The sequence below is a fragment of the Amycolatopsis thermalba genome, from assembly GCF_003385215.1.
GTDB classification, from domain to species: Bacteria; Actinomycetota; Actinomycetes; order Mycobacteriales; family Pseudonocardiaceae; genus Amycolatopsis_E; species Amycolatopsis_E thermalba.
The window spans coordinates 1-24,339 of sequence record NZ_PQHW01000084.1 but is presented as its reverse complement, the minus strand read 5'-3'; the positions used below and the strand labels follow the sequence as shown (position 1 = coordinate 24,339).

Below are 24,339 nucleotides of genomic sequence, written 5' to 3'. Positions count from 1 at the left end.
AAGCCGCGAGCGCGGTGAAACTCTCAGGTGCCGATGACAGAGGGGGAGTTCCCGCACCCGTAGATGAGGAGCTCCCGATGTCCTTCGCCGATCGCCACATCGGACCTTCCGAGCACGAACAGGCCAAGATGCTCGCCGAGTGCGGGTTCGGCAGCCTGGACGCGCTGGTCGAGGCCGCCGTCCCGGCGTCGATCCGCACCGCGGGCGCGCTGGACCTGCCCCCGGCCTCCGAGCAGGAGGCGACCGCGCAGCTGCGGGCGCTGGCGGCGAAGAACCGCCCGATGACCCAGATGATCGGCCTCGGCTTCAGCGACACCGTCACCCCGCCGGTGATCCGCCGCAACGTGCTGGAGAACCCGGCCTGGTACACCGCGTACACGCCGTACCAGCCGGAGATCTCGCAGGGGCGGCTGGAGGCGCTGCTCAACTTCCAGACGATGGTCTCGAACCTGACCGGCCTGGACATCGCCAACGCCTCCCTGCTCGACGAGTCCACCGCGGTCGCCGAGGCCGTCCTGCTCATGCGCCGCGCGTCGAAGGCGAAGTCGTCGCGCGTCGTGCTGGACGCCGAGTGCCTGCCGCAGACCATCGCGGTGGTGCGGACGCGGGCCGAGGCGGTCGGCATCGAGGTCGACGTGCGGGACCTGGGCACCGGGCTGCCGGAGGACTTCTTCGGCGTCGTCGTGCAGTACCCCGGCGCGTCCGGCGTGCTGCGCGGCCGGGGCTTCTACGAGGCGATCGGCAAGGTCGCCAAGGACGCGGGCGCGCTCTACACCGTGGCCGCGGACCTGCTGGCGCTGACGCTGGTCACCGCGCCCGGCGAGTTCGGTGCCGACATCGCCGCCGGCACCACCCAGCGCTTCGGCGTCCCGCTCGGCTACGGCGGCCCGCACGCCGGGTACCTGTCGGTGCGCAAGGGTCTGGAGCGGTCGCTGCCCGGCCGCCTGGTCGGCGTCTCGGTGGACGCGGACGGCAACACCGCCTACCGGCTCGCGCTGCAGACCCGTGAGCAGCACATCCGCCGCGAGAAGGCGACCTCGAACATCTGCACCGCCCAGGTGCTGCCCGCGGTGCTGGCCGCGATGTACGCCGTCTACCACGGGCCGGAGGGGCTCACGGAGATCGCGCGGCGGGTCCACGGGCTGGCCGCCGGGCTGGCCGAAGCGCTGCGGACCGCGGGTGTGGAGGTCGTGCACGAGGGCTTCTTCGACACCGTGCTCACGCGGGTGCCGGGCCGGGCCGCCGCCGTGGTCGCCGCGGCGCGCGAGTCGGGTATCAACCTCGGCCGCGTGGACGACGACCACGTGCGGATCGCCTGCGACGAGGTCACCACCCCCGAGATCGTGGACCGCGTGCTGCGGGCGTTCGGCGCCGCGCCGGGCATCGCGGACGGCCGCACCGCGCTGCCCACCGGGCTGGCGCGCACCAGCGAGTTCCTGACCCACGAGGTGTTCCACAGCCACCGCTCCGAGACCGCGATGCTGCGCTACCTGCGCCGTCTGTCCGATCAGGACTACGCGCTGGACCGCGGCATGATCCCGCTCGGCTCGTGCACCATGAAGCTCAACGCGACCGCCGAGATGGAGCCGATCAGCTGGCCGGAGTTCGCCGGCCTGCACCCGTTCGCCCCGGCCGAGGACGCGGCCGGCTACCGCGAGCTGATCGACCAGCTGTGCGGCTGGCTCGCCGAGGTCACCGGCTACGACGAGGTGTCCCTGCAGCCCAACGCCGGCAGCCAGGGCGAGCTGGCCGGGCTGCTCGCCATCCGCGCCTACCACCACGCCAACGGCCAGCCGGAGCGCGACGTGTGCCTGATCCCGTCGTCGGCGCACGGCACCAACGCCGCGTCCGCGGTGCTCGCCGGGATGCGCGTGGTGGTGGTCGCCTGCAACGACAACGGTGACGTCGACCTGGACGACCTGCGCGCCAAGGCCGAGCAGCACCGCGACGCGTTGTCCGCGATCATGGTGACCTACCCCTCCACGCACGGCGTGTACGAGGAGGGCATCGGCGAGATCGCCCGCGTCGTGCACGAGGCCGGCGGGCAGGTCTACGTCGACGGCGCGAACCTCAACGCGCTGCTGGGCCTGGCCAAGCCGGGTGAGTTCGGCGGCGACGTGTCGCACCTGAACCTGCACAAGACGTTCTGCATCCCGCACGGCGGCGGCGGCCCCGGCGTCGGCCCGGTCGCGGGGCGCGCGCACCTCGCGCCCTACCTGCCCAACCACCCGCTCGCCGACGGCGCGGGCCCGGACACCGGCGTCGGCCCGATCTCGGCGGCGCCGTTCGGGTCCGCGTCGATCCTGCCCATCTCGTGGGCCTACATCCGCATGATGGGCGGCGCCGGGCTGACCAGCGCCACCAAGGTCGCCGTGCTCGCCGCGAACTACGTCGCCGCGCGGCTGTCCCCGCACTACCCGGTGCTCTACACCGGGCGCACCGGCCTGGTGGCCCACGAGTGCATCCTCGACCTGCGCGCGCTGACCAAGCGCACCGGCGTGACCGTCGACGACGTCGCCAAGCGCCTGGTCGATTACGGCTTCCACGCGCCGACCATGTCGTTCCCGGTCGCCGGGACGCTGATGGTCGAGCCGACCGAGAGCGAGGACGTCGGCGAGCTGGACCGGTTCTGCGACGCGATGATCGCCATCCGGCGGGAGATCGAGGACGTCGCCGAGGGCCGGTGGGAGATCGAGCGGAGCCCGCTGCGCAACGCGCCGCACACCGCCGAGATGCTCACCGGCGACTGGGACCTGCCCTACGACCGCAAGACCGCGGTGTATCCGGCGGGAGTTTCGCCGAAGAACAAATACTGGTCCCCGGTCCGGCGCATCGACGGCGCCCACGGTGACCGCAACCTCGTCTGCTCGTGCCCGTCCATCGAAGCCTACGGGAGCTGATCATGCGGACCGCACTGCATTCCGTCCACAAGGGACTGGGCGCGCTGTTCACCGACTTCGCCGGCTGGGAGATGCCGGTGCGGTACGGCAGCGAGCTGGCCGAGCACCGCGCGGTGCGCGAGGCGGCCGGGCTGTTCGACCTCTCGCACATGGGCGAGATCGAGGTGACCGGCCCGCAGGCCGCCGACGCGCTGGACCACGCGTTCGTCGGCAAGCTGTCCGCCGTCAAGCCCGGCCGCGCCCGCTACACGATGATCTGCGACAACGCGGGCGGGGTCATCGACGACCTCGTGGTGTACCGGCTGGCGGACGAGAAGTTCCTCGTGGTCGCCAACGCCGGCAACGCGCCGACCGTGGCCGCCGAGCTGACCGAGCGCGCGTCCCGCTTCGACGCGCGGGTCACCGACCGCTCGGCCGAGGTCGCGCTGATCGCGGTGCAGGGCCCGAAGGCGGTGGACGTGGTCGGCGCGGTCACCGACGCCGACCTGGCGAGCCTGAAGTACTACGCGAGCGTGCCGGCGACCGTGAAGGGCCACGAGGTGCTGCTCGCACGCACCGGCTACACCGGCGAGGACGGCTTCGAGCTGTACGTCCCGGCTGAGGAGGCGACGTCGGTGTGGCACCTGCTGACCGACGCCGGACAGCCGCACGGGCTGGTGCCCGCCGGGCTCGCCTGCCGCGACACGCTGCGGCTGGAGGCGGGCATGCCGTTGTACGGCAACGAGTTGTCGACGCAGCGGTCGCCGTTCGAGGCGAACCTGGGCCGCGTGGTCAAGCTCGACAAGCCGGACTTCGTCGGCAAGGCGGCGCTGGCGGGCCGGCAGGAGCCGTCCGAGGTGCTGGTGGGCCTGCGCGGTGGCGGCCGGCGGGCGCCGCGGCACGGCTACCGCGTGCTCTCCGGCGAGGAGCCGGTGGGCGAGGTGACCAGCGGCGCGCTGTCGCCGACGCTGGGCTACCCGGTGGCGATGGCCTACGTGCCGGTCGCGCTGAGCGAGCCGGGCACGAAGCTGGCCGTCGACATCCGCGGCCGGGTCGAGCCGGTCGAGGTGGTTCCGCTGCCGTTCTACCAGCGGGACTGACCCGCGCAACGAAAGATCACCAACAAACGTCTGTAGTGCGTGGAGAAGCAACGCAGGCGGTGGTGGCGGCGGGCCCGGCGGGTCGCGTACGTCCTGACCGGGCTCTTCGTCGGCGTCCCGGCGATCGCGTTCGCGATCGGGTACCTGGTGTGGGACGTGCGCAGCCCGCAGGAGGTGCTGGCCGACCTCGACAAGACCGTGGTGATCCAGTACGCGGACGGCGGCGAGCTGATGCGGGTCGTGCCGCCGGACGGTGACCGCACGTTCACGCCCTACGCGCTGATCCCGCGCAAGCTGGTCGACGCGATCGTCGCTGTCGAGGACCCCACGTTCTGGACCAACGGCGGGTTCGAGCCGACCGGCATCGCGCGTGCGATGGTCACCGGCGTCGGCGGCGGGTCGGGCATCACCCAGCAGTACGTCAAGAACTCCACCGGCGAGGACGACGCGACCCTGTTCCGCAAGTTCAAGGAGCTGGTGCTGGCGACGAAGATCACCGACCGGCAGAGCAAGGAACAGATCTTCGAAAGCTACGTCAACATCATCTCCTTCGGCCGCAACACGCACGGTCCGGCGGCCGCCGCGCAGGCGTACTTCGGCAAACCGCTCGCCGACATCTCCTGGAGCGAGGCCGCGTTCCTGGCCGGCCTGCTGCAGGCGCCGTACGGGCACGACCCGGCGACCGCCGGTCCCGAGCAGGCCGCGCGACGCTGGACCTACGCGGCGAACAAGCTCGCCGAGCGCGGGTACGTGTCGGCGGCCGAACGGTCCACGATGACGTACCCGCGGGTCCTCGATCCGCACGAGACGCGTGCCGGGCGGAGCTCCTACAGCGACTCCCACATCCGCCAGCAGGTGCTCACCGAGCTGGAGGCGCAGGGGTGGCCGCTGACACGGCTGCGCCGGGAGGGACTGGCCGTGCGCACTACCCTCGACCGGGCCGCCCAGGGCCGCGCCGAGCGGGCGGCGCGGGACCGGCTCACGGGAGAGCCCGCGGAGCTGCGGGCGGCGGTGGTGTCCGTGTCGCCGGGCGACGGCGGGGTGGCCGCCTACGCCGGCGGGAACTGGGGCGTCACGGACTACGCCGTGACCCCGCGCCGTCCGGGCACGGCGTTCCAGCCGGTCGTGCGCGTGGCGGAGTTCCGCGCCCGTGCGGATGATCCGCCCGTCGTGACCGGGCCGAAGATCCGGCAGACCGCCTACGACGCCGGGATCCCGGAGTTCCTGGACGGCACGCGGACGCTGACGGCGCCGGACGGGGTGCACATCGCGTCCTCGATCGCCGAGGGCACCTACCGGTTGCGGCCGCTGGACCTGGCGGGCGTGCACGCGACCTTCGCGAACGGCGGTCTGCGGGTCACGCCGCACTTCGTGGCCGAGGTGCGCCGCGGCGACGAGGTGGTGTGGCGCTGGGACACGCCGCCGGTGCCCGCCCTGCCGCGCGAGGCCGTTCTGCAGGCTGACGCGGCCCCGGGCGAGTACGGCACGTCCGACGCGTGGATGGCCGGCGCGAGCGCGTCGATGGCCACGGTGGTGTGGGTCGGCGGCGACGAGGAACGCCCGCGCACGGACTGGCAGGGCGTGCCCCTGACCGGCGCCACCCTGCCCGCGGACATCTGGCGCGAGGTGATGTCGCCGGAGCCGGCTACGCGGTGAGGTCCCCGCGGCGGCGCAGCTCCTCGAACACCTGCTGGAACGCGCGGGAGCCGCGGTGGCGGTCGGCGTAGCCGAGCCAGGCCACCTCCGCGACCTCGGCCGAGGGCGTGATGGTGCCCTGGTAGTCGGCCGTGTAGCAGGTCATCCGCAGCAGCTGCGCCTGCCCGTCGGCGGGCGCCTCGATCGTCGCGGTGTGCACGGCGGTCGCCGGGTCGATCGACACCGCCAGCTCCTCGGCGACCTCCCGCACCAGCGTCGCCACGTCGCTCTCGCCCGGCTCGCGCTTGCCGCCCGGCAGGTACCACGCCGACTTGCCGTGCGAACGCGCCGCCAGCACGCGGCCGTCCTCCACCCGCAGCCAGGCGACCTTGTCGATCACCGCGTCACCAGCGCGAGCGTGAACCCGTCGTAACCCTTCGAGCCCACCGTCTGCACCACGGTCGCCTCCACCCGCGGCTCGGCGGCGATCAGCTCGTGCATCTCGCGCGTGGCGACGATCGCGGGGTCCGTGCTGCCGGCGTCGGCGAGCGCGCCGTCCCGAACCACGTTGTCCACGATGATCACCGAGCCCGGCCGCGACAACCGCAGCGCCCACCGGAAGTACTCGGGGTTGTTCGGCTTGTCCGCGTCGATGAAGATCAGGTCGAACGGCCCCTCGACGGACGGCAGCGTGTCCAGCGCCTTGCCGACCTTGACCTCGACGATCTCGCCGAACCCCGCCGCGTCGAGGTTGTTCTCCGCCACCTGCGCGTGCTTGCGGTCCGCCTCCAGCGTCACCAGCCTGCCGTCCGGCGGCAGCGCCCGCGCCAGCCAGATCGTGCTGTACCCGCCGAGCGTGCCGATCTCCAGGATCGAGCGGGCGCCGTGCATCCGCGCCAGCAGGTGCAGCAGCTTGCCCTGGGGCGGGGACACCGCGATCGGCCACAGCCCGGCGTCGGCCGTGGCGGCCCGCACGTCGTCGAGCACCGGGTCGGCTGGGATGAGCGTCCGGCCGACGTAGTCGTCGACCGCGCTCCACACGTCCTGGCTCACAAGAGCCGAAACTACCGGCGGGCCTTCGGGATGACCAACGGAGTTCCGGTTTCCGGGTCCGGGATGACCGAGCACGGCAGGTCGAAGATCTCCTCGACGCGCTCGGCGGTCACGACCTCCTCCGGCGTGCCGGTCGCGAGCACCTCACCGCCGCGCATGGCGATCAGGTGCGTGGCGTAGCGGGCCGCGTGGTTGAGGTCGTGCAGCACCGCGACCAGCGTGCGGCCCTGCTCGGCGTGCAGCTGCGCGCACAGGTCGAGGATGTCCATCTGGTGCGCGATGTCCAGGAACGTGGTCGGCTCGTCGAGCAGGAGCAGCTCGGTCTCCTGCGCCAGCGCCATCGCCAGCCACACGCGCTGCCGCTGCCCGCCGGACAGCTCGTCCACCATGCGGTCGGCCAGCTCGGTCACGCCGGTGGCGGCCATCGAGCGCTCGACCACCTCGGCGTCCTCGCGCGACCACTGCCGCAGCAGCCGCTGGTGCGGGTACCGGCCGCGGGACACCAGGTCGGCCACCGTGATGCCGTCCGGCGCGATCGAGCTCTGCGGCAGCAGCCCCAGCTTGCGCGCGACCTGCTTGGCCGGCAGCGACGTGATGACCTCGCCGTCCAGGTAGACCATGCCCTGCCGCGGCTTCAGCAGCCGGCTCAGCGCCCGCAGCAGCGTGGACTTGCCGCACGCGTTCGGCCCGACGATCACGGTGAACGACCGGTCCGGAATGGTGACCGAGAGATCTTCGGCGACGACCCGTCCGTCGTACCCCAACGTCAGGCCGTCACCGTGCAGCCGGGTGCTGGTGGTCGGCTCGGCGACAAGATCCACGGTCTGGGTCATAGAGGTTAGGCTAACCTACAAGTTAGGCAAACGGTACGGACCGTGCTTACCTTGGCAGGGTGTTCGACGTCACGGATCTGACCCGCGTCACGCCCGTGCTCGACTCGCGGGCGGTCACCTTCGAGAACCCGACCGGCGAGCGCGGCGCCGCCGGCCGGGCCGGCGGCGGCCGCAAGGGCGCCCCCAGCCGGGTCATCGAGGGCGGTGAGCGCGTCACCCTCGCCGACCTCGCCGGGCCGGGCACGATCCGGCACATCTGGATGACGTTCCCGCCGGACCGGCCGGCCCGCATGCGAGCCGTCCACCTCGAAGTCCGCTACGGCGGCCTGTCCTACCCCAGCGTCTCGGTGCCGTGCCTGGACTTCTTCGGCTCACCGCACGGCCGCCCGGTCGCCTACTCCAGCGCGCTGACCAGCATGCCGGAGGCCCGCGGCTTCAACAGCTACCTGCCGATGGCCTTCGGCGAGCGCATCCGCGTCGACCTGGTCAACGGCAACCCGGACCCGATCGTCCTGTACTTCCAGATCGACTACACCCTCGGCGAATCCCCGTCGGGGCGGCTGCACGTGGGTTTCCGCCGCGAGAACCCGACGGTGTCGAAGCGGGACTTCGTGGTGACCGAGGGGCTGCGCGGCCCGGGCCGGTTCCTCGGCTGGGTCGGCGGGGTGCGGCCGATCGACGGCGGCCAGTGGTACGGCGAGGGCGAGGTGAAGATCTACCGCGACGGGGACCGCGAGTACCCCACGATCTGCGGGACCGGGCTGGAGGACTACGTCGGTTCGGCGTGGGGGATGGGCCCGCACGCCGGGCTGTACGCGGGTGCGCCGCTGGAGGTGTCCGGCCGCGGCCCGATCCCGAAGTACGTCGGGTTCTACCGCTGGCACGTGCTCGATCCGATCATGTTCAGCACGGACCTGCGGGTGACGCTGCAGCAGATCGGCGCCGACCGGGGTGGTCTGGTCGAGCGCGTGGACGACTACTGCGCGGCCGCGTTCACGGTGTGCGAGCGGGCCCAGCCGGTGCCGCCGGTGGACGGCGCCGCGGCCGTCGCGGATCTGGAGTGACTACTGGGACCGTTCGCCGACCACGACGACCGCGTCGCGCAGTGCCGCGCGCAGCCGGCCGACGTCCAGCGGTTCGAGCACCGCGGCTTCGCCCGGTGGAGCCACCAGGACCACCCGTCCGCTGCTCACGAACACCGTCAGGTCACGCCGCCTGCCGGCCAGGTCCCGGCAGCTGATCGACCATTCGTCTCGAGCCGCCACGTCCGTCGCCTTCCTTCGGTGGTGTTGCGGGTGACAGAGGGACGGCGCAGCGGGGCGGGCGTGACGCGGTGGCGCGGAAAAAGTGTCCGCAGTAGCGTCGGGTGGCACGGATCACACGGATGAGGAGCGGCCCATGTCCGAGCCGAAGCGGATCCTGATCGTCGGCGCCGGGCTGGCCGGTGCGTCGGCCGCGGCGGCCCTGCGCGAGAACGGTTACGACGGCGACGTGGTGGTCCTCGGCGCGGAGGCGCACCGGCCCTACGAGCTGCCGCCGTTGTCGAAGCGGATCCTCCTGGGCGAGGGCGACGAGCCGGACTGGGTGCGGGACGCGGACTTCTACGCGCAGAACGGCATCGACCTGCGCTCCGGCACCAGCGCGACCCGGATCGAACTGGGGGCGCGGGCGGTGCTGGACGCGCGCGGCGGGCGGCACTCCTACGACCGGCTGCTGCTGGCGACCGGGTCGCATCCGCGGACGCTGCCGGTGCCCGGGGTGGACCTGCCCGGCGTCTACACGCTGCGCACCCTCGACGACGCGCTCGCCCTGCGGTCGGCGTTCACCGGCTCGCCGCGGGTGGTGGTGATCGGCACCGGCTGGATCGGGACGGAGGCCGCGGCGGCGGCGCGGCACCACGGCGCCGAGGTCACGATGGTGGACGTGCTGCCCGGGCCGCTGTGGGCGCTCGGGCCGGAGATCAGCAAGGTGTTCGCCGAGCTGCACACCGAGCACGGCGTGCGGTGGCGGCTGGGCAGCGGGATCGAGCGGGTCACCGGTGGTCCGAGCGGGGTCGCGGGCGTGCGGCTGGCCGACGGCGGTGAGCTGCCCGCGGACGTGGTGCTGGTCGCCGTCGGCGCCGCGCCCCGGGTCGGCCTGGCACACGCGGCCGGGCTGGAGCTGGCCGACTCGGGTGGCGTGGCCGTGGACGCGTCCCTGCGCACGGCGGCGCCGGGCGTGTACGCGGCGGGCGACATCGCGGCGCAGTGGCACCCGCGCTACGGGCGCCGCGTGCGCGTCGAGCACTGGGCGAACGCGAAGAACCAGGGAGCGCACGTGGCGGCGAACCTGGCCGGCGGGCAGGAGCAGTACACGCGCACGCCGTACTTCTTCACCGACCAGTACGACCTCGGTTGCGAGTACCGCGGCCTGGCCGACCCGGAGCGGGACGAACTGGTGGTCCGCGGCGACCTGGGCAAGCGCGAGTTCACCGCGTTCTGGCTGCGGAACGGCCACGTCACGGCGGCGATGAACGTGAACATGTGGGACGACGGCGACACGCTGAAGGCACTGGTCGACGGCGAGACGACGGTGACGGCGGACCAGCTGCGCGAGGGAGACCTGGCCGCGCTCGGGTGAGGCCGCCCGTAGTGGTCGATCACCGCCGGGTAGCTCGCACGATCTCCGCGAGCCCGGCCGGCGTGGCGCCCTTCTCGGCATCCCACTGCCGCCCGGGTGAGGAACGCGTTGTTCCGGGCCCCCGCGGCCGGAAGCTGCTGGCCGAGTGGGAAGCTGCACGGCACCCGCGAACCGGGCGACGAAGACCTGGTCTACCTGTGGGCGCGCCGCCCGCTCGTCGAATGGGCACTGCGCCGCGCGGTCGCCGCCGAACCAGGCCGTTGCCCCGCACGACGACCTGGTGCTGCGACGCACCATCCGGCGAATCGGGCTACTGGACCGGGTCACGACGTTCGACGAGGACCACGCCCTGCACAACCGCATCGCGTGCATCCTGGCCAGCCTCGAACCACCACCCCCAGCCGGCCCACCCCGCGACGAACTGGTGGCACATCTGCACGAGAGCCAGGTGGTTGGTTGAACCTGGGCGGGGGTGCACCCCCTCGGTCCTTGTGATCAACGAGGGGCCCTGGGGCGCCAGCTGCCCGGCCCCCGCGACCGGCCCAACCGAGCGTGTCGCACCTGCGCGAGAGCCACCTGCTCGGCTGAACCTGGCCCCCGGATCACCCGATCGGAGCAATGCGCCAATACCCTCGATCCTCGTGATCAACGAAGGGGCCAGGCGGGGCCGGGTCGCCAGCTGTCCGGATCCGGCGGCCGGTCCGGTGGCCGCGTTCGCGCACCGGTTGTGGGCCCTCAAGCGCTCGGCGGGTGATCCCTCCTACGACCGGATGCGCACCGAGCTGGGCGCGCTCGCCTCGAAGTCCGCCCTCTCGGCCGCCGCGCGCGGGCAGCGGCTGCCGTCCTGGGACACCACCTGGGAGTTCGTGCGCGTGCTCGCCGTCGGGGTGCTCGGCGAGCACGAGGACGAGGTCCGGGCCCGCTGGCGCGCCGACTGGGAACGGGTCCGTGACGGCGCGGCGAAACGGTCGCCCGCCCCGCGCCGCCGGGGTCGCCTGGTGGTCCTCGCCGCCGCGGCGACCGTCGTGCTGGCGATCGGCGTCGTCGCCGGGGTCGCGGTGCTGCGCACGCCGGAGCCCGTGACCACGCAGGCCGCCACCCTCCCGCCGCTGATCCCCGGCGACGCGTCCGAGTTCATCGCGGACGTGACCGTGCCCGACGGCACCGTGGTGCCGACCGGCGCGCGGTTCGTCAAGACGTGGGAGTTCCGCAACACCGGCACCGTGCCGTGGGTGGACCGCGCCCTGCGCCGCGAGGCCGGCTTCGGCCCCGGCGACGGTTGCCAGACGCCCGCGGTCGTGCCCGTGCCGGAGACACCGCCCGGCCAGTCCGTGCGCGTCTCGGTCGAGGTGCGCGCGCCGGACGAGCCCGGGTACTGCCAGGTGTACTTCAAGATGACCGACAGCGCGGGCCGGCTGCTCCTGCCCGGCGCCCACGCGGCGTACTTCTTCGTCCGGGTGGCCGGCTGAGTTGGCCACCCACCCCGGTGGCCAAAGCGCTGACCTGCGTGGACATCCGGATTTGGCCACCGGACGCGGGGTGGCCGGTGCGGATCTTCCGCCGGTGGTCCAGACCTCTCTAGCGTCGGCGCCAGTAACACCCGACGAAGGAGATCCCGGATGCGGAAATCGATCAGGACGCTGGCCGCCGCGCTGCCCCTCGCGGCGGCGCTCCCGTTGCTCGTGGCACCGCAGGCGTCGGCCGCGGAGAAGGTGTGCGCCGGCGGCTCGCTCATGGGCGGCCAGACCACCACCGCCCGGGTGCTGGCCGACCAGGTCATCCACATCAAGGTCCACAACCACGACTTCCGCGGCCTGGCGCTGGTGATCCGGGACGTGAAGTGGAAGAAGCAGCTGTGGAAGGGCGTCATCGCGCCGGGCAAGGAGCACACCGTGCGAACCGACGTGTTCGGCGAGCCGCCGATCGGCTACGAGATCGCGTTCGACGTGACCTCGAACCTGTCCAACAACTACACCTACGCCATCTCCTCCGCCCGCTGCTACTGAAAGGCCACGACATGCGCACCCTCCTGCTCGCGGCCATCGCCACGACCGCGGCGACCCTGCCCGCGACGGCGTCGGCCACCCCCGCGCCCACCTCGGCGGTGGTGGCCGACCAGGACATCATCACCACCTGCGGCCCGGGCTACTCCGGCTACATCCGCCGCCCCGGCAAGGACGCGCTCTGCCTGCAGCCGGGCACCCGCACCTGGACCGGCTTCCAGGCGTTCGAGTGCAAGGGCAACATCACCGTCTACTTCAAGAACGGCAAGCACGTCGAGTGCGGCGGCGGCATCGACTTCGAGTACAACGGCGGCGTCGTCAAGACCGTCGCCCGCTGAGGGGCGCGCCGGGCCGCCCGAACCGGGCGGCCCGGTGTCAGGCCGTCCGCCTGCGGGTCAGCGTCGCGAACACCACCAGCGCCACCACGGCGAACGACGCCATCACCGCCCCCATCGGCACCGCGCTCGCCTCGTCGCCCATGCTCACCAGCGGGGTGGCCAGCCCGCCGACCACGAACTGCATCACCCCGAGCAGCGCGGACGCCGCCCCGGCGTTGTGCGGGTGCTCGGCCAGCGCCAGCGACGACGCGTTCGGCATGACCAGCCCGATGCTCGACACCATCACCAGCAGCGGCACCAGCAGCACCCCCAGCGGCAGCCCCGCCACCGCCGCCGCCAGCACCCCGATCCCACCGACGGCCGAGGCGCACAGGCCGACCGTCAGCAGCGTCCGCTCGGCCACCCGGCCCACGATCCGCCCGTTGACCTGCCCGGCGATCACGATCCCCAGCCCGTTCGCGCCGAACACCAGGCTGTACTCCTGCGGGCTCAGCCCGTACAGCTCCTGCAGCACGAACGACGACGCGGAGATGTAGGCGAACAGCCCGGCGAACATCAGCCCGGCCGACAGCGCGTACCCGACGAACGACCGGTCCCGCAGCAGCACCCCGTACCCGCGCAGCGTCGAGCCGATCCGGGCCGGGCGGCGGCGCTGCGCAGGCAGCGTCTCGGGCATCGCCACCGCCCCGGCCGGGAGCAGCAGCGCGCCGAACACGGCCAGCACCACGAACACCCCGCGCCACGACGTCAGCCGCAGCACCTGCCCGCCGATCACCGGCGCCAGGATCGGCGCGAGACCGCTGACCAGCATCAACATCGAGAAGAACTTCGTCATCGCGGTGCCGGCGAACAGGTCGCGCACGCACGCCCGTGCGATCACCATCCCGGCCGCCGCGCCCAGCGCCTGCACCGACCGCCCCGCGACCAGCAGTTCCGCGGTCGGGCTCACCGCGCACAGGACCGACGCGACGGCGTAGAGCACCAGCCCGGCCAGCAGCGGACGGCGGCGGCCGAGCGAGTCGGACAGCGGCCCGGCGATCAGCTGCCCGAGCGCCAGCCCGATGATGAACGCGGTCAGCGTCAGCTGCAGCGTCGGCGCGGAGCTGTGCAGGTCGTCCGCCATCCGGGGGAGCGCGGGCAGGTACATGTCGATCGACAGCGGCGCGAACGCCGACAGCCCGCCGAGGATCAGCGCGTACCGCAGGGTTCCGGGCCTGGTCTTCACCGGTGCCGTGACCGCTGTCGTGCTCAAACCGCCTCCACTCGACCGGATCCACCCGGCAACACCGAACACCGGAGATCGCATCCGCATTCCCTGTTGTGGCGCGGAACACCCGAGGTCGATCAGTCCACTGTGGACTCTACTGTCTGGTATACTGGACATACCGGACCGATGTCGAGGGGAGTACCGTGCGGCGGAAGCTGGGATCACCTTCCCGGCACCGGTCCGTCCGCGCCCTCCTCGTCCTGGCGCTGCTGCTGCTCAGCCTCGTCACGCCGACGACGCCGGAGAACCACCCGCACCCACCCGTGCCGGACGGCATCGCCGCCCTCGCGGCGGAACCGTTGCCGCACGTCACGGCCACTCCGCTGCCGGTCGCGGACCTGCCGCCGATCGCCGCGCCGCGACCACCGGACGCGCACGCGGAAGACCCGCCCGCGCCCGCCGTCGCGCCGCTCACCCACGAGCCGGGCACCGCTCTCGGCGCCCGCGCGCCGCCCTCCAGGTAAGGCCCCGGACCCATCCGCACACCGCGTCGCACCGCGGTGTGCTTCGCCCTGCCCTGGAGGGACTTCACGACATGCACACCGGACACGCCCTGCTCGCCGTCGGCGGCGCCTTCCTCGCCGCCGGCGTGCTGGCCAGAGCCGGCGCCCGCATCGGGCTGCCCACGATCCCCCTGTTCATGCTGGCCGGGTTCATCTTCGGCCCCAACACGCCCGGCCTGTCCCTGGTGCACGACCCCGGCGAGCTGAGCGTGCTCGCCGGGCTCGGCCTGGTGTTCCTGCTGTTCTACCTCGGCCTGGAGTTCTCGCTCGACGACCTCGCCAAGGGCGGCCGCAAGCTCGCCGTGTCCGGCCTGGTCTACCTCGCGCTCAACATCGGCGGCGGGCTGGCCTTCGGGTTCCTGCTCGGCTGGGGCTCCAGCGAAGCCCTGGTGATCGCGGGCGCGATCGGGATCTCGTCGTCGGCGATCGTGACCAAGCTGCTCGTCGAAACCGGCCGCACGCGTCACCCGGAATCGCGCCTGATCATGGGCATCATCGTGATCGAGGACCTGTTCCTCGCGCTGTACCTGGCGCTGCTGCAGCCGGTGCTGTCCGGCGCCGACTCGTTCTGGCCCGCGCTCGCCGACTTCGGCAAGGCCCTCGGCTTCCTGCTGGCGCTGGCCGCGCTGGCGCGGTGGGGTGGCCGGCTGGTGTCGAAGCTGTTCGGGTCGGCCGACGACGAGCTGCTGACCGTGTGCTTCGTCGGGGTCGCCGTGCTGGGTGCCGCGGTCGCCGAGGAACTGGGCGTCTCCGACGCGATCGGCGCGTTCATGGTCGGCATGATGCTCGGCGGGTCGAAGGTCGCGCCGCGCATCCACAAGCTGGTCCTGCCGCTGCGGGACGCGTTCGGCGCGTTGTTCTTCTTCATCTTCGGGCTCAGCATCGACCCCGGCGCGGTCGGCACGGTCGTGGTGCCGGTGCTGATCGCCGTGGCGCTGACGCTCGTGCTGAACCTCGCCGCGGGCGCGATCGCGGCGAAGCTGCACTCTTTCGACGGCCAGGCCGGGCTGAACATCGGCCTCACCGTGCTCACCCGCGGCGAGTTCTCGCTGGTCCTGGCGACGCTGGCGGCGGCGGCCGGGCTGGACTCCCGGGTCGCGCCGTTCGTGGCGGGCTACGTGCTGCTGCTCGCGATCATCGGCCCGCTGGCGGTGCTGCGGTCGGCGAGCCTGGCCCGGCTGTTCCGAGCGCGACGGGCATCACCAGTGTCGTGAACGAGCCCTGATCGGCCGATCGCACGCGGGCGACCCGCAGCGGCCCGGCGAACTCCAGCAGCACGTCGGGCCCGACGCCCGCTTCGAGCGCCGCGCCCAGCACGGCGGGGTCGAAGCCGATGCGCAGGTCGTCGCCGGTGATGGCGGGCACCGTCGTGCCGCCGACGGTCAGCCGGTCCGGTCCGAGGACCAGCTCGGCCGGGCCGGTCGCGGGCAGCGCGTCCCGGAGCGCGGCCCGGTCGACGACGACTCGTTGCTCCGGCGCCGGCAGCGCGTCGAGCACGGCGCGGTAGTCCGGGAACGTCTCGTCCACGAGCGGCAGTGTCGTGTCGTCGAGGGTCACCTCGTCCTGCCGCGCGAGCCACGGCCCGAGCGCGGCCAGCTCCCGCGCGGGCGTCACGAACCGGCCGGTGCCGCCGTGCACGGGACGCAGGACCCGCAGCGCGAGCCGGTAGCGGTCGGTGGCGACGACGCGGACCTCGTCGCCGTCGGCCTCGATCAGCACGAAGTCCAGCGGCGCGCCCGCGGCGGGCGCGACCTGCCGGATCGCGCTCGCCAGGTCGAGGCCGGCGACCCGGACCGGCCCCGGCAGCAGGCGGCCGACCGCCTCCGACGCGGCCCGGAAGTCCTCCCGCAGCCGCCGCCGGTGCGCCTCCAGCACCGCACGCGCCTGTGCGGGCGGCCCGTCGAGCACCGTCGTGACCTGCGCCAGCGGCAGGCCCGCGGCACGCAGCTCGCGCAGCCGGACGGCCCGCTCGACCTGGTCCTCGCGGTAGTAGCGGTAGCCGGTGACCGCGTCGACGCGGGCCGGCGCGAGCACGCCGCAGTCGTCGTAGAAGCGCAGCGCGCTGGGCGTGAGCCCGGCCCGCCGCGCGAACGCGCTGATGGTCAGCATGGCGCCGATTCTGCGGCTTCGAGGAGGTCGAAGGTCAACAGCGGGTCAGCATGTCGGTCAGCGCCGCCCGCTCGGCCGTCGTGACGGACAGCTGGTAGTGGTGCTTGACCTCGATCCAGTCGATGGCGTAGGTGCACCAGAACGACTCCAGCGGCGGCTTCCACTCGTCCGGCGCCTTGTCGCTCTTGGCCTGGTTGACGTTGTCGGTGACCGCCCACAGCTGCGGGCGCACCAGGTCGTTGGCGAACGCCTCGCGCTGAGCCTGCGTCCACGCCGACGCCCCGCTGACCCAGCTCTGCGCGAGCGGCACCAGGTGGTCGATGTCCACATCGGACGCTTTGGTCCAGGTCGCGCCGTCGTAGGGGCTGACCCAGGTGCCCGAGGTGGGCGAGCAGTCCTTGCCCACCACCACGTTCTGGCCCGAGCGCTTGAGCACCTCCTCGCGGGTGTTGCAGGTGCCCTCGACGGTGTCCCAGTGCGGGTACTTCTCGCGGGAGTAGCCGTTGAGCGTGCCGCGCGGCTTGACCGGCAGCTCGGCGAGCTGCTGCCGCGCCACTCCCGGATCGGTGCCCGGGTTCGCCTTCGACGGCGGCACCGGACCGGGCCGCCACACCACCACCAGAACCGCGACCGCCACCACGACCAGGAACGGCACCCACACCCGAGCCTTCACGCCGCTGAGGCTAGGTGATCAAGTACCGGCGGTACGCTGCGGTCTCCGGCGTGTCGACGAGGAGGTGCGCGTGGCCGAGCGGTTCGGTGGCTACCAGAACGAGATCTACCTGCACGGGCTCGGCGGGACGAAGCCGCCGTTCACGACCGACCCCACGCGCCTGGCGGAATCGGCCCGCGCGGTGCTGACCCCGGAGGCCTACGGCTACGTGGCGGGCGGCGCGGGCTCCGGCGCCACGATGGACGCCAACCGCGCGGCGTTCGGCAAGTGGAAGCTCGTGCCGCGCATGCTCACCGACGCGACCGCCCGCACCACGTCGGCCACCGTGCTCGGGACCGAACTGCCCGCGCCGGTGCTGCTCGCGCCCGTCGGGGTGCAGTCGATCGTGCACCCGGACGCGGAGCTGGCGACGGCGCGGGCCGCGGCGGCGCTGGGCCTGCCGATGATCCTGTCCACCGCCGCGTCGCGCACGATCGAGGAGGTCGCCGAGGCCTCCGGCGACGGCCCGCGCTGGTTCCAGCTGTACTGGCCGTCGGACTCCGACGTCACCGCGAGCATCCTGACCCGCGCGAAGCGGGCCGGCTACACCACGCTCGTCGTCACGCTCGACACCTGGACCCTGGCCTGGCGCCCGCGCGACCTCGACTCCGCCTACCTGCCGTTCCTCCAGGGCGAGGGCCTGGCCACGCCGCTGTCCGACCCGGCCTTCCGCGCGCTGCTGGAGAAGGCGCCCGAGGACGACATGCCGTCGGCGATCCTGCGGTGGGTGTCGCTGTTCACCGGCACCGACCACAGCTGGGACCAGCTGCCGTTCCTGCGCGAGCACTGGGACGGCCCGATCGTGCTGAAGGGCATCCAGCACGTCGACGACGCGCGGCGCGCGGTGGACGCCGGGATGGACGGCATCGTGGTGTCCAACCACGGCGGACGGCAGGTCGACGGCGCGATCGGGTCGCTGGAGGCGCTGCCGCCGATCGCCACCGCGGTGGGCGACCGCATCGAGGTGCTGTTCGACTCCGGCGTGCGGACCGGCGCGGACATCCTGAAGGCACTGGCACTGGGCGCGAAGGCTGTGCTCGTCGGGCGGCCCTGGGTGTACGGCCTGGGCCACGCGGGCGAGGACGGCGTGCGTCACGTGCTGCGCAGCCTGCTCGCGGACCTCGACATCAGCCTGGCGCTGACCGGCCACCACTCGATCGCCGAGCTGGGCCCGGAGTCCCTGCAGCGGTCCTGACCACACCGAGCAGCCGCGACGCCAGCGGCTCGCGGGGCGGACGGGTGAGGAAGTCCGCGAGCGCGAACAGGTCCAGCGCCCGGGCGGCTTCGCGCCAGCCCTGCGGCCGCGGACCGTAGCCCGCCAGGACGCCTTCGGTGAACGGGCTGTCGCCGGAGCGCAGCACGTTGCCCAGGTCGGTGAGCGGGCTGCCGCTGTGCGCGAACTCCCAGTCCAGCACGGTCACCCGCCAGCGGTCGCCGGTGCGGGCGGCGATCAGGTTCTTCGGGTTGAAGTCGGAGTGCACCAGGCGCGCCGCGCCGGAGGGCACCAGCGGCGCCCACTCCCGGGCCCGTGCGAGGAGCCCGCGCTCTTCGGCCGCGGTGAGCGGCCAGCCGGGGTGCCGCCGGGACAGGCAGTCGCGCACGAACTCGGCCAGGTCGCCGGGCAGCTCGCCCAGCCGCAACTCGCCGTCGGCGAACCAGCCCGGCCGCTCGAACCGCACCTCGCCGATCCGGGCGAGCGTGCGCCCGGCCGCGTGACCCAGCTCGCGGGCGTCGGCGGCGGGAAGCTCCGCCAGCAGCACCTCGACACTGGTGCCCGGCACGAACACCGACACCGACGCGTCCTCGGTGACCGCGATCACCTCGGGCGCGATCCCGGGCACCAGCCTGGCCAGCGCGGCCTCGACCGCGGGCCGTCCGCCCGCTTTGAGCACGTACCGGTCGTCCAGCGACCAGACCGCTCCCCGGTACCCGCCGGGCAACGCGCGGCGGCGCAGCCCGTCCAGGCCCAGCTCCCGGAGCCACTCCAGGTGTGGTGCGGACATATTCGCAGGCTAGCCGGATCGCGCGGAGCTATCCTGGGAGCCGTATGTCTACGCGATCCCCCCTCGAAGACCTCCGGGCCCGCCTGCCCGGCCTGATGCTGCGCGACGAGCACCGGTTGCGCCGCCGGCTCGACGGTGCCCGCCGGGCGCGCGACAAGGACCGCGTCGCGCGGGAGATCGCCGCCGACATCGACGCCGCCGAGGCCCGCGTGCAGCGCCGCCGCGCGCCGGAGATCCGCTACCCCGACGAGCTGCCGGTCTCCCAGCGCAAGGACGACATCGCCGCCGCGATCCGCGACCACCAGGTGGTGATCGTCGCGGGCGAGACCGGGTCGGGCAAGACCACCCAGCTGCCCAAGATCTGCCTCGAGCTGGGTCTGGGCGTGCGCGGCCAGATCGGGCACACCCAGCCTCGCCGCCTGGCCGCCCGCACCGTTGCCGAGCGCATCGCCGAGGAGCTGAAGACCGAGCTGGGCAGCACGGTCGGCTACAAGGTGCGCTTCACCGACTCCTCCGGCGACGACACCATGGTCAAGCTGATGACCGATGGCATCCTGCTCGCCGAGATCCAGAGCGACCGGATGCTGCGCCGCTACGACACCCTGATCATCGACGAGGCCCACGAGCGCAGCCTCAACATCGACTTCATCCTCGGCTACCTCAAGCAACTCCTGCCCAAGCGCCCCGACCTGAAGGTGATCATCACCTCGGCGACCATCGACCCGGAGCGCTTCTCCAAGCACTTCGACGACGCGCCGATCGTCGAGGTGTCCGGCCGCACCTACCCGGTCGAGGTGCGCTACCGCCCGATCGTCGACCCCGACGACCCGGCGTCCGAGGACCGCGACCAGGTCACCGCCATCGCCGACGCCGTCGAGGAGCTGTGCGCCGAGGGGCCGGGCGACATCCTCGTGTTCCTCTCCGGCGAGCGGGAGATCCGCGACACCGCGGACGCGCTGAACCGGATGGACCTGCGGAACACCGAGGTGCTGCCGCTCTACGCGCGGCTGTCCGCGGCCGACCAGCACCGCGTGTTCAGCCGCCACACCGGGCGGCGGATCGTGCTCGCCACCAACGTCGCCGAGACGTCGCTGACCGTGCCGGGCATCAAGTACGTCATCGACCCCGGCACCGCGCGCATCTCCCGCTACAGCCACCGCACCAAGGTGCAGCGGCTGCCGATCGAGCCGGTCTCGCAGGCCTCGGCCAACCAGCGCAAGGGCCGCTGCGGCCGCACCTCCGACGGTATCTGCATCCGGCTCTACAGCGAAGAGGATTTCCTGTCCCGGCCGGAGTTCACCGACCCGGAGATCCTGCGCACCAACCTCGCGTCGGTCATCCTGCAGATGACCTCGCTCGGCCTCGGCGACCTGGCCGCGTTCCCGTTCGTCGACCCGCCGGACCGCCGCCAGGTCACCGCCGGTGTCCAGCTGCTGCAGGAACTCGGCGCGCTGGAGGAGTCCGCGAAGGAGCGGCGGCTCACCGAGATCGGCCGTCAGCTCGCGCAGCTGCCCGTCGACCCGCGGCTGGGCCGGATGGTGCTGGAGGGCGCGCGTGCCGGGTGCGTGCGCGAGGTGATGATCATCGCCGCCGCACTGTCCATCCAGGACCCGCGCGAACGGCCGGCGGACAAGCAGGAGGCCGCGGCTCAGCAGCACGCCCGGTTCGCCGACAAGTCCTCGGACTTCCTGGCCTACCTGAACCTGTGGGAGTACCTGCGGGAGCTGCAGAAGACGCTGTCCAACAGCCAGTTCCGCAAGCGCTGCAAGGCGGAGTACCTGAACTACCTGCGCGTGCGGGAGTGGCAGGACATCTGCAGCCAGCTGCGGCAGCTCGCCAAACCGCTGGGCGTCACGCTCAACTCCGAGCCGGCCGACCCGCAGCGCGTGCACACCGCGCTGATCGCCGGGCTGCTGTCGCACATCGGGCTCAAGGACCCGGAGAAGGGCGACTACCTCGGCGCCCGCGGCACCCGGTTCGCGATCTTCCCCGGCTCGGCGCTGTTCAAGAAGCAGCCGCGCTGGGTGATGTCGGCCGAGCTGGTGGAGACCTCGAAGCTGTGGGGCCGCGTCAACGCGCGCATCGAGCCGGAGTGGATCGAGCCGCTGGCGCAGCACGTCGTCAAGCGCACCTACTCGGAACCGCACTGGGAGCGCAAGCGCGGCGCCGTGATGGCCTCGGAGCGGGTCACGCTCTACGGGGTGCCGCTGGTCGTCGGGCGCAAGGTCGACTACGGGCGCATCGACCCGGAAACCTCGCGCGAGCTGTTCATCCGCCACGCGCTCGTGGAGGGCGACTGGGACACCAGCCACAAGTTCTTCAAGGAGAACCGGGCGCTGCTCGACGAGGTCGAGGACCTGGAGAACCGGGCCCGGCGCCGCGACCTGCTGGTCGACGACGAGACGCTGTTCGAGTTCTACGACCAGCGCGTCGGCGAAGAGGTCGTCTCCGCGCGGCACTTCGACAGCTGGTGGAAGAAGGTCCGCGACAAGCAGCCGGACCTGCTCAACTTCGAAAAGACCATGCTGCTCAACGAGGCCGCGGAGCAGGTGTCCGAATCGGACTACCCGGACACCTGGACGCAGGGCTCGCTGCGGTTCCCGCTGACCTACCAGTTCGAGCCGGGCGCCGACGCCGACGGGGTCACCGTGCACATCCCGGTCGCGGTGCTCAACCAGGTCACGCCCGACGGGTTCGACTGGCAGGTGCCGGGGTTGCGCGAGGAGCTGGTGACCGCGCTGATCAAGTCGCTGCCCAAGCAGCTGCGGCGCAACTTCGTGCCGGCGCCGGACACCGCCGCGCAGGTGCTGTCCAGGGTCGGCCCCGAGGACGGCCCGCTGCTCGACGTGCTGGCCCGCGAGCTGGAAGCCCTGCGCGGGGTGGCGGTGCCGCCGGACGCGTGGCAGCTCGACGCGGTGCCCGACCACCTCCGGATTACGTTCCGGGTGGTCAACGACAAGCGCCGGAAGCTCGCCGAGGGCAAGGACCTGGCGGTGCTGAAGGAAGAGCTGAGCGGCGAGGTGCGGGCGACGATCTCGGCGGCCGCGGACAGCATCGAGCGGGCCGGGCTGACCACGCCCGCGTTCGGGGAGCTGCCGCGCGTGTTCGCCGGGAAGCGGCGCGGGCACCAGGTCAAGGCGTACCCGGCGCTGGTCGACGAGGGCGACACGGTGGCCGTGCGGATGCTGGACACGCCGGTGCAGCAGCGGCAGCGGATGTGGCAGGGCACGCGGAAACTGTTGCGGCTCAACCTGCCCTCGCCGATGAAGTTCATCAACCGTTCGCTGAGCAACCAGGCGAAGCTGGCGCTGAGCCGCAACCCGCACGGCGGTGTGGCGGCGCTGCTGGAGGACTGCGTGGACTGCGCGGTGGACAAGCTGATGGCCGACAACGGCGGCCCGGTGTGGGACGAGGCCGGGTTCGCGGTGCTGCTGGAGAAGGTGCGCGGTGCGCTGAACCCGACGGTGCTGGACGTGCTCACCGAGGTCGAGAAGATCCTGACGGCCGCCAACGAGGCCGAGGTCGCGCTGGAGGGTGCCCGCGGTCCGGCGGAGTCGCTGGCGGACATGCGGCAGCAGCTGTCGCGGCTGGTGTACCCGGGTTTCGTGACCGGCACGGGTTTCGACCGGCTGCCGCACCTGGTCCGGTACCTGCGCGGGATCGGGCGGCGGCTGGAGAAGTTGCCGTCGATGGGCGCGAAGGACGTCGAGCTGCTGCGCGACGTCGAGTGGGTGACGGGCGAGTACGAGGCGGCCGTCGCGGCGCTCCCGCCGGGTGTGACGCCGGGGCCGGAGCTGCTCGACGTGCGGTGGATGATCGAGGAGCTGCGGGTGAGTTTCTTCGCGCAGACCCTGGGGACGGCGCACCCGGTGTCGTTGAAGCGGGTGATTCGCGCGCTGGACAAGGCCGCCGCGTAGCTACTTCGCGTCGGCGTAGGTGTCCACTGTGGCCGGTTGCATGGGGAAGTGCACGGGGCAGGCGGGGCCGAACGTGAGCGCGGCCGCCTCCGGGACCGACTCGCCGATGGCGGCCTCGACCTGGGGCGCCAGGTCCTCGGGGGTGTGCACGATGACCTCGTCGTGCTGGAAGAACACCAGGTGCGCGGGCGTGGGCAGCTTGCGCCGCAGGGTCGCGAGCAGCACGGCGGTGAAGTCGGCGGCGCTCGCCTGGACGACGAAGTTGCGGGTGAAGCGGCCCCAGTTGCGGGCCGCCTGGCGGGCGCGGGTCTCGTCGGAGTTCGCGCCGCCGGTGAGGGCCCGCCACGCTTCGCTCGGCGCGGGGGAGACCCGGCCGAGCCGCGACCGCACGCGCTCGCCGCGTTCCCCGGCCTGCGCGGCGCGCTCCACATAGGACACCGCGTCCGGGAAGCGTTGCCGCAGCAGGGCGAGCAGTGACGCGGCTTCGCCGGCGGTGCCGCCGTACATCGCGGACAGCATGGCGATCTTCGCGCGGGGCCGGCCTTCCTCGGCGGTCATGGTGCCGGCGAACATGGCTTCGGACAGGCGGGCGTACAGGTCGGTGGAGGCGGAGGCCTCGGCCAGGCGGCGGTCGCCGGACAGGGCGGCCAGCACGCGGGGTTCGAGCTGGGCGGCGTCGGCCACGACGAGCTTCCAGCCGGGGTCGGCTTTCACGCACACGCGCAGGGTCTTCGGGATCTGGAGGGCGCCGCCGCCGCTGCTGGCCCACCGTCCGGAGACGACGCCGCCGACCACCCACTCCGGCCGGAACCGCCCGTCGGCGACCCACTCGTCGAGCCACATCCAGCCGTTGGCCGAGTGCAGGCGGGAGAGTTCGCGGTACTCGATGAGCAGCGGGACGGCGGGGTGGTCGATGTCGCGCAGGACGTGCGCCCGTGCGGAGGGGATGGAGATGCCCTCGCGGCCGAAGGCACGCACGATGGTCTGCGGGCTGTCCGGGTTGACGGGTTTGCCGCCGAAGGCTTCGGTGATGCGCGCCGCCAGCTCGACGAGTTTCTTGGGCCGTTGACCGGCCGGCACGCGGGGGCCGAGCAGCTCGGTCAGGAGGGCGTCGTGCACGTCGGCGCGCCAGGGCAGCCCGTCGGCCCGCATCTCCTCGGCGACGAGCGCGCTGGCCGACTCCGCCGCGACGAGCAGTCGGAAGCGCTCGGGGTGCTCGACGTGCCTGATGCGGCGCTCCTGATCGGCGAGAACGGCCGCGGCCGCGTCGGCGACGCTGGTGCCGGGCGGGAGGCCGGAGGCGCGGGTCTCGAAGCCGGCTCTTATATACCTCCTCGAGCCCACGAGCCTAGGCATGACCACGTATGC

At 72.7% G+C, this 24,339-nt stretch carries 22 protein-coding genes; 13 read left to right on the top strand and 9 right to left on the bottom strand.

What is annotated here, in order from left to right:
* Positions 1 to 77: 77 nt before the first annotated feature.
* The 3 genes from gcvP to D0D15_RS26735 are packed head-to-tail and all read left to right on the top strand — an operon-like array spanning position 78 to position 5,635.
* Entirely contained in the window at positions 78 to 2,900 is a 2,823-nt protein-coding gene (gene gcvP / locus D0D15_RS26745; RefSeq protein ID WP_115944835.1) for an aminomethyl-transferring glycine dehydrogenase, read from the top strand.
* 2 nt (positions 2,901 to 2,902) lie between these two features.
* Positions 2,903 to 3,979, top strand: coding sequence for a glycine cleavage system aminomethyltransferase GcvT (gcvT, locus tag D0D15_RS26740; protein ID WP_369806770.1), 1,077 nt, complete (start codon positions 2,903 to 2,905; stop codon positions 3,977 to 3,979).
* Between the two features lie 39 nt (positions 3,980 to 4,018).
* Positions 4,019 to 5,635: a transglycosylase domain-containing protein gene (locus tag D0D15_RS26735; protein ID WP_094004088.1), complete on the top strand. Its 1,617-nt coding sequence runs from the start codon at positions 4,019 to 4,021 to the stop codon at positions 5,633 to 5,635.
* Here the strand turns inward: D0D15_RS26735 and D0D15_RS26730 are convergent.
* From D0D15_RS26730 to D0D15_RS26720, 3 genes are read right to left on the bottom strand one after another with little or no spacing between them, the layout of a single operon-like run.
* Positions 5,625 to 6,014: an NUDIX hydrolase gene (locus D0D15_RS26730; RefSeq protein WP_094004089.1), complete on the bottom strand. Its 390-nt coding sequence runs from the start codon at positions 6,012 to 6,014 to the stop codon at positions 5,625 to 5,627. The two genes, D0D15_RS26735 and D0D15_RS26730, sit on opposite strands and share 11 nt — an antisense overlap.
* The gene (locus D0D15_RS26725) at positions 6,011 to 6,667 is read right to left on the bottom strand and encodes an O-methyltransferase (RefSeq protein ID WP_115944834.1); all 657 of its coding nucleotides are present in this window, start codon (positions 6,665 to 6,667) and stop codon (positions 6,011 to 6,013) included. Before D0D15_RS26725 ends, D0D15_RS26730 begins: the two co-directional genes overlap by 4 nt.
* A gap of 11 nt (positions 6,668 to 6,678) precedes the next feature.
* The gene (locus D0D15_RS26720) at positions 6,679 to 7,500 is read right to left on the bottom strand and encodes an ABC transporter ATP-binding protein (protein WP_094004091.1); all 822 of its coding nucleotides are present in this window, start codon (positions 7,498 to 7,500) and stop codon (positions 6,679 to 6,681) included.
* A 59-nt stretch (positions 7,501 to 7,559) separates the two neighbouring features.
* Here D0D15_RS26720 and D0D15_RS26715 point away from each other — a divergent pair, with 59 nt between their 5' ends.
* A complete protein-coding gene (locus tag D0D15_RS26715) occupies positions 7,560 to 8,564 on the top strand; it encodes a glycoside hydrolase family 172 protein (protein ID WP_115944833.1) in 1,005 nt (334 codons plus the stop codon).
* Here the strand turns inward: D0D15_RS26715 and D0D15_RS26710 are convergent, their stop codons facing one another.
* Complete coding sequence (locus D0D15_RS26710) at positions 8,565 to 8,765, bottom strand: hypothetical protein (RefSeq protein WP_017984299.1); 201 nt, start codon at positions 8,763 to 8,765, stop codon at positions 8,565 to 8,567.
* Positions 8,766 to 8,898: 133 nt separating this feature from the next.
* Here D0D15_RS26710 and D0D15_RS26705 point away from each other — a divergent pair, with 133 nt between their 5' ends.
* The 5 genes from D0D15_RS26705 to D0D15_RS26685 all read left to right on the top strand — a co-directional run bounded on the left by D0D15_RS26705 (position 8,899) and on the right by D0D15_RS26685 (position 12,460).
* A complete protein-coding gene (locus D0D15_RS26705) occupies positions 8,899 to 10,119 on the top strand; it encodes an NAD(P)/FAD-dependent oxidoreductase (RefSeq protein WP_094004093.1) in 1,221 nt (406 codons plus the stop codon).
* Between the two features lie 280 nt (positions 10,120 to 10,399).
* Positions 10,400 to 10,579, top strand: a complete 180-nt coding sequence (locus D0D15_RS26700) for a hypothetical protein (RefSeq protein ID WP_233157114.1) — start codon at positions 10,400 to 10,402, stop codon at positions 10,577 to 10,579.
* Between the two features lie 181 nt (positions 10,580 to 10,760).
* Positions 10,761 to 11,588 carry an NBR1-Ig-like domain-containing protein gene (locus tag D0D15_RS26695; protein WP_233157115.1) on the top strand — a complete coding sequence of 276 codons (828 nt, stop codon included), beginning with the start codon at positions 10,761 to 10,763 and terminating at the stop codon, positions 11,586 to 11,588.
* A 150-nt stretch (positions 11,589 to 11,738) separates the two neighbouring features.
* Positions 11,739 to 12,125 carry a hypothetical protein gene (locus D0D15_RS26690; RefSeq protein ID WP_094004094.1) on the top strand — a complete coding sequence of 129 codons (387 nt, stop codon included), beginning with the start codon at positions 11,739 to 11,741 and terminating at the stop codon, positions 12,123 to 12,125.
* An 11-nt stretch (positions 12,126 to 12,136) separates the two neighbouring features.
* Positions 12,137 to 12,460 (top strand): hypothetical protein, encoded by a 324-nt coding sequence (locus D0D15_RS26685; RefSeq protein ID WP_115944832.1) that lies wholly within the window; start codon positions 12,137 to 12,139, stop codon positions 12,458 to 12,460.
* A gap of 37 nt (positions 12,461 to 12,497) precedes the next feature.
* Here D0D15_RS26685 and D0D15_RS26680 read toward each other — a convergent pair whose 3' ends face one another.
* Positions 12,498 to 13,712, bottom strand: coding sequence for a Bcr/CflA family multidrug efflux MFS transporter (locus D0D15_RS26680; RefSeq protein ID WP_115944831.1), 1,215 nt, complete (start codon positions 13,710 to 13,712; stop codon positions 12,498 to 12,500).
* Between the two features lie 158 nt (positions 13,713 to 13,870).
* On the opposite strand from D0D15_RS26680, the gene D0D15_RS26675 reads away from it, so the two are divergent.
* On the top strand, positions 13,871 to 14,191 hold the full coding sequence (locus D0D15_RS26675) for a hypothetical protein (protein WP_094004097.1): 321 nt from the start codon (positions 13,871 to 13,873) through the stop codon (positions 14,189 to 14,191).
* 71 nt (positions 14,192 to 14,262) lie between these two features.
* On the top strand, positions 14,263 to 15,444 hold the full coding sequence (locus D0D15_RS26670) for a cation:proton antiporter (RefSeq protein WP_094004098.1): 1,182 nt from the start codon (positions 14,263 to 14,265) through the stop codon (positions 15,442 to 15,444).
* On the opposite strand, the gene D0D15_RS26665 is transcribed toward D0D15_RS26670, so the two are convergent.
* Both D0D15_RS26665 and D0D15_RS26660 read right to left on the bottom strand, forming a co-directional pair.
* Positions 15,365 to 16,339, bottom strand: coding sequence for a MerR family transcriptional regulator (locus D0D15_RS26665; protein ID WP_094004099.1), 975 nt, complete (start codon positions 16,337 to 16,339; stop codon positions 15,365 to 15,367). The genes D0D15_RS26670 and D0D15_RS26665 overlap by 80 nt on opposite strands.
* Positions 16,340 to 16,373: 34 nt before the next feature.
* A complete protein-coding gene (locus D0D15_RS26660; RefSeq protein ID WP_094004100.1) occupies positions 16,374 to 17,012 on the bottom strand; it encodes an HNH endonuclease family protein in 639 nt (212 codons plus the stop codon).
* Positions 17,013 to 17,082: 70 nt separating this feature from the next.
* Here D0D15_RS26660 and D0D15_RS26655 point away from each other — a divergent pair, with 70 nt between their 5' ends.
* Positions 17,083 to 18,246, top strand: a complete 1,164-nt coding sequence (locus tag D0D15_RS26655) for a lactate 2-monooxygenase (protein ID WP_094004101.1) — start codon at positions 17,083 to 17,085, stop codon at positions 18,244 to 18,246.
* Here D0D15_RS26655 and D0D15_RS26650 read toward each other — a convergent pair.
* The gene (locus tag D0D15_RS26650; protein WP_094004102.1) at positions 18,179 to 19,054 is read right to left on the bottom strand and encodes a phosphotransferase family protein; all 876 of its coding nucleotides are present in this window, start codon (positions 19,052 to 19,054) and stop codon (positions 18,179 to 18,181) included. The two genes, D0D15_RS26655 and D0D15_RS26650, sit on opposite strands and share 68 nt — an antisense overlap.
* 44 nt (positions 19,055 to 19,098) lie before the next feature.
* Between D0D15_RS26650 and hrpA the strand changes: the two genes are divergently transcribed.
* Complete coding sequence (gene hrpA / locus D0D15_RS26645; RefSeq protein WP_094004103.1) at positions 19,099 to 22,971, top strand: ATP-dependent RNA helicase HrpA; 3,873 nt, start codon at positions 19,099 to 19,101, stop codon at positions 22,969 to 22,971.
* Here hrpA and D0D15_RS26640 read toward each other — a convergent pair.
* The coding region (locus tag D0D15_RS26640) for a bifunctional 3'-5' exonuclease/DNA polymerase (protein WP_115944830.1) at positions 22,972 to 24,339 on the bottom strand (1,368 nt) is incomplete at its 5' end.

Coding starts and splice junctions, on each gene's coding strand:
- D0D15_RS26685 (WP_115944832.1), top strand. CDS start 12,137: ATGCGCACCCTCCTGCTCGCGGCCATCGCCACGACCGCGGCGACCCTG.
- gcvT (WP_369806770.1), top strand. CDS start 2,903: ATGCGGACCGCACTGCATTCCGTCCACAAGGGACTGGGCGCGCTGTTC.
- D0D15_RS26705 (WP_094004093.1), top strand. CDS start 8,899: ATGTCCGAGCCGAAGCGGATCCTGATCGTCGGCGCCGGGCTGGCCGGT.
- D0D15_RS26690 (WP_094004094.1), top strand. CDS start 11,739: ATGCGGAAATCGATCAGGACGCTGGCCGCCGCGCTGCCCCTCGCGGCG.
- hrpA (WP_094004103.1), top strand. CDS start 19,099: ATGTCTACGCGATCCCCCCTCGAAGACCTCCGGGCCCGCCTGCCCGGC.
- D0D15_RS26670 (WP_094004098.1), top strand. CDS start 14,263: ATGCACACCGGACACGCCCTGCTCGCCGTCGGCGGCGCCTTCCTCGCC.
- gcvP (WP_115944835.1), top strand. CDS start 78: ATGTCCTTCGCCGATCGCCACATCGGACCTTCCGAGCACGAACAGGCC.
- D0D15_RS26720 (WP_094004091.1), bottom strand. CDS start 7,500: ATGACCCAGACCGTGGATCTTGTCGCCGAGCCGACCACCAGCACCCGG.
- D0D15_RS26665 (WP_094004099.1), bottom strand. CDS start 16,339: ATGCTGACCATCAGCGCGTTCGCGCGGCGGGCCGGGCTCACGCCCAGC.
- D0D15_RS26650 (WP_094004102.1), bottom strand. CDS start 19,054: ATGTCCGCACCACACCTGGAGTGGCTCCGGGAGCTGGGCCTGGACGGG.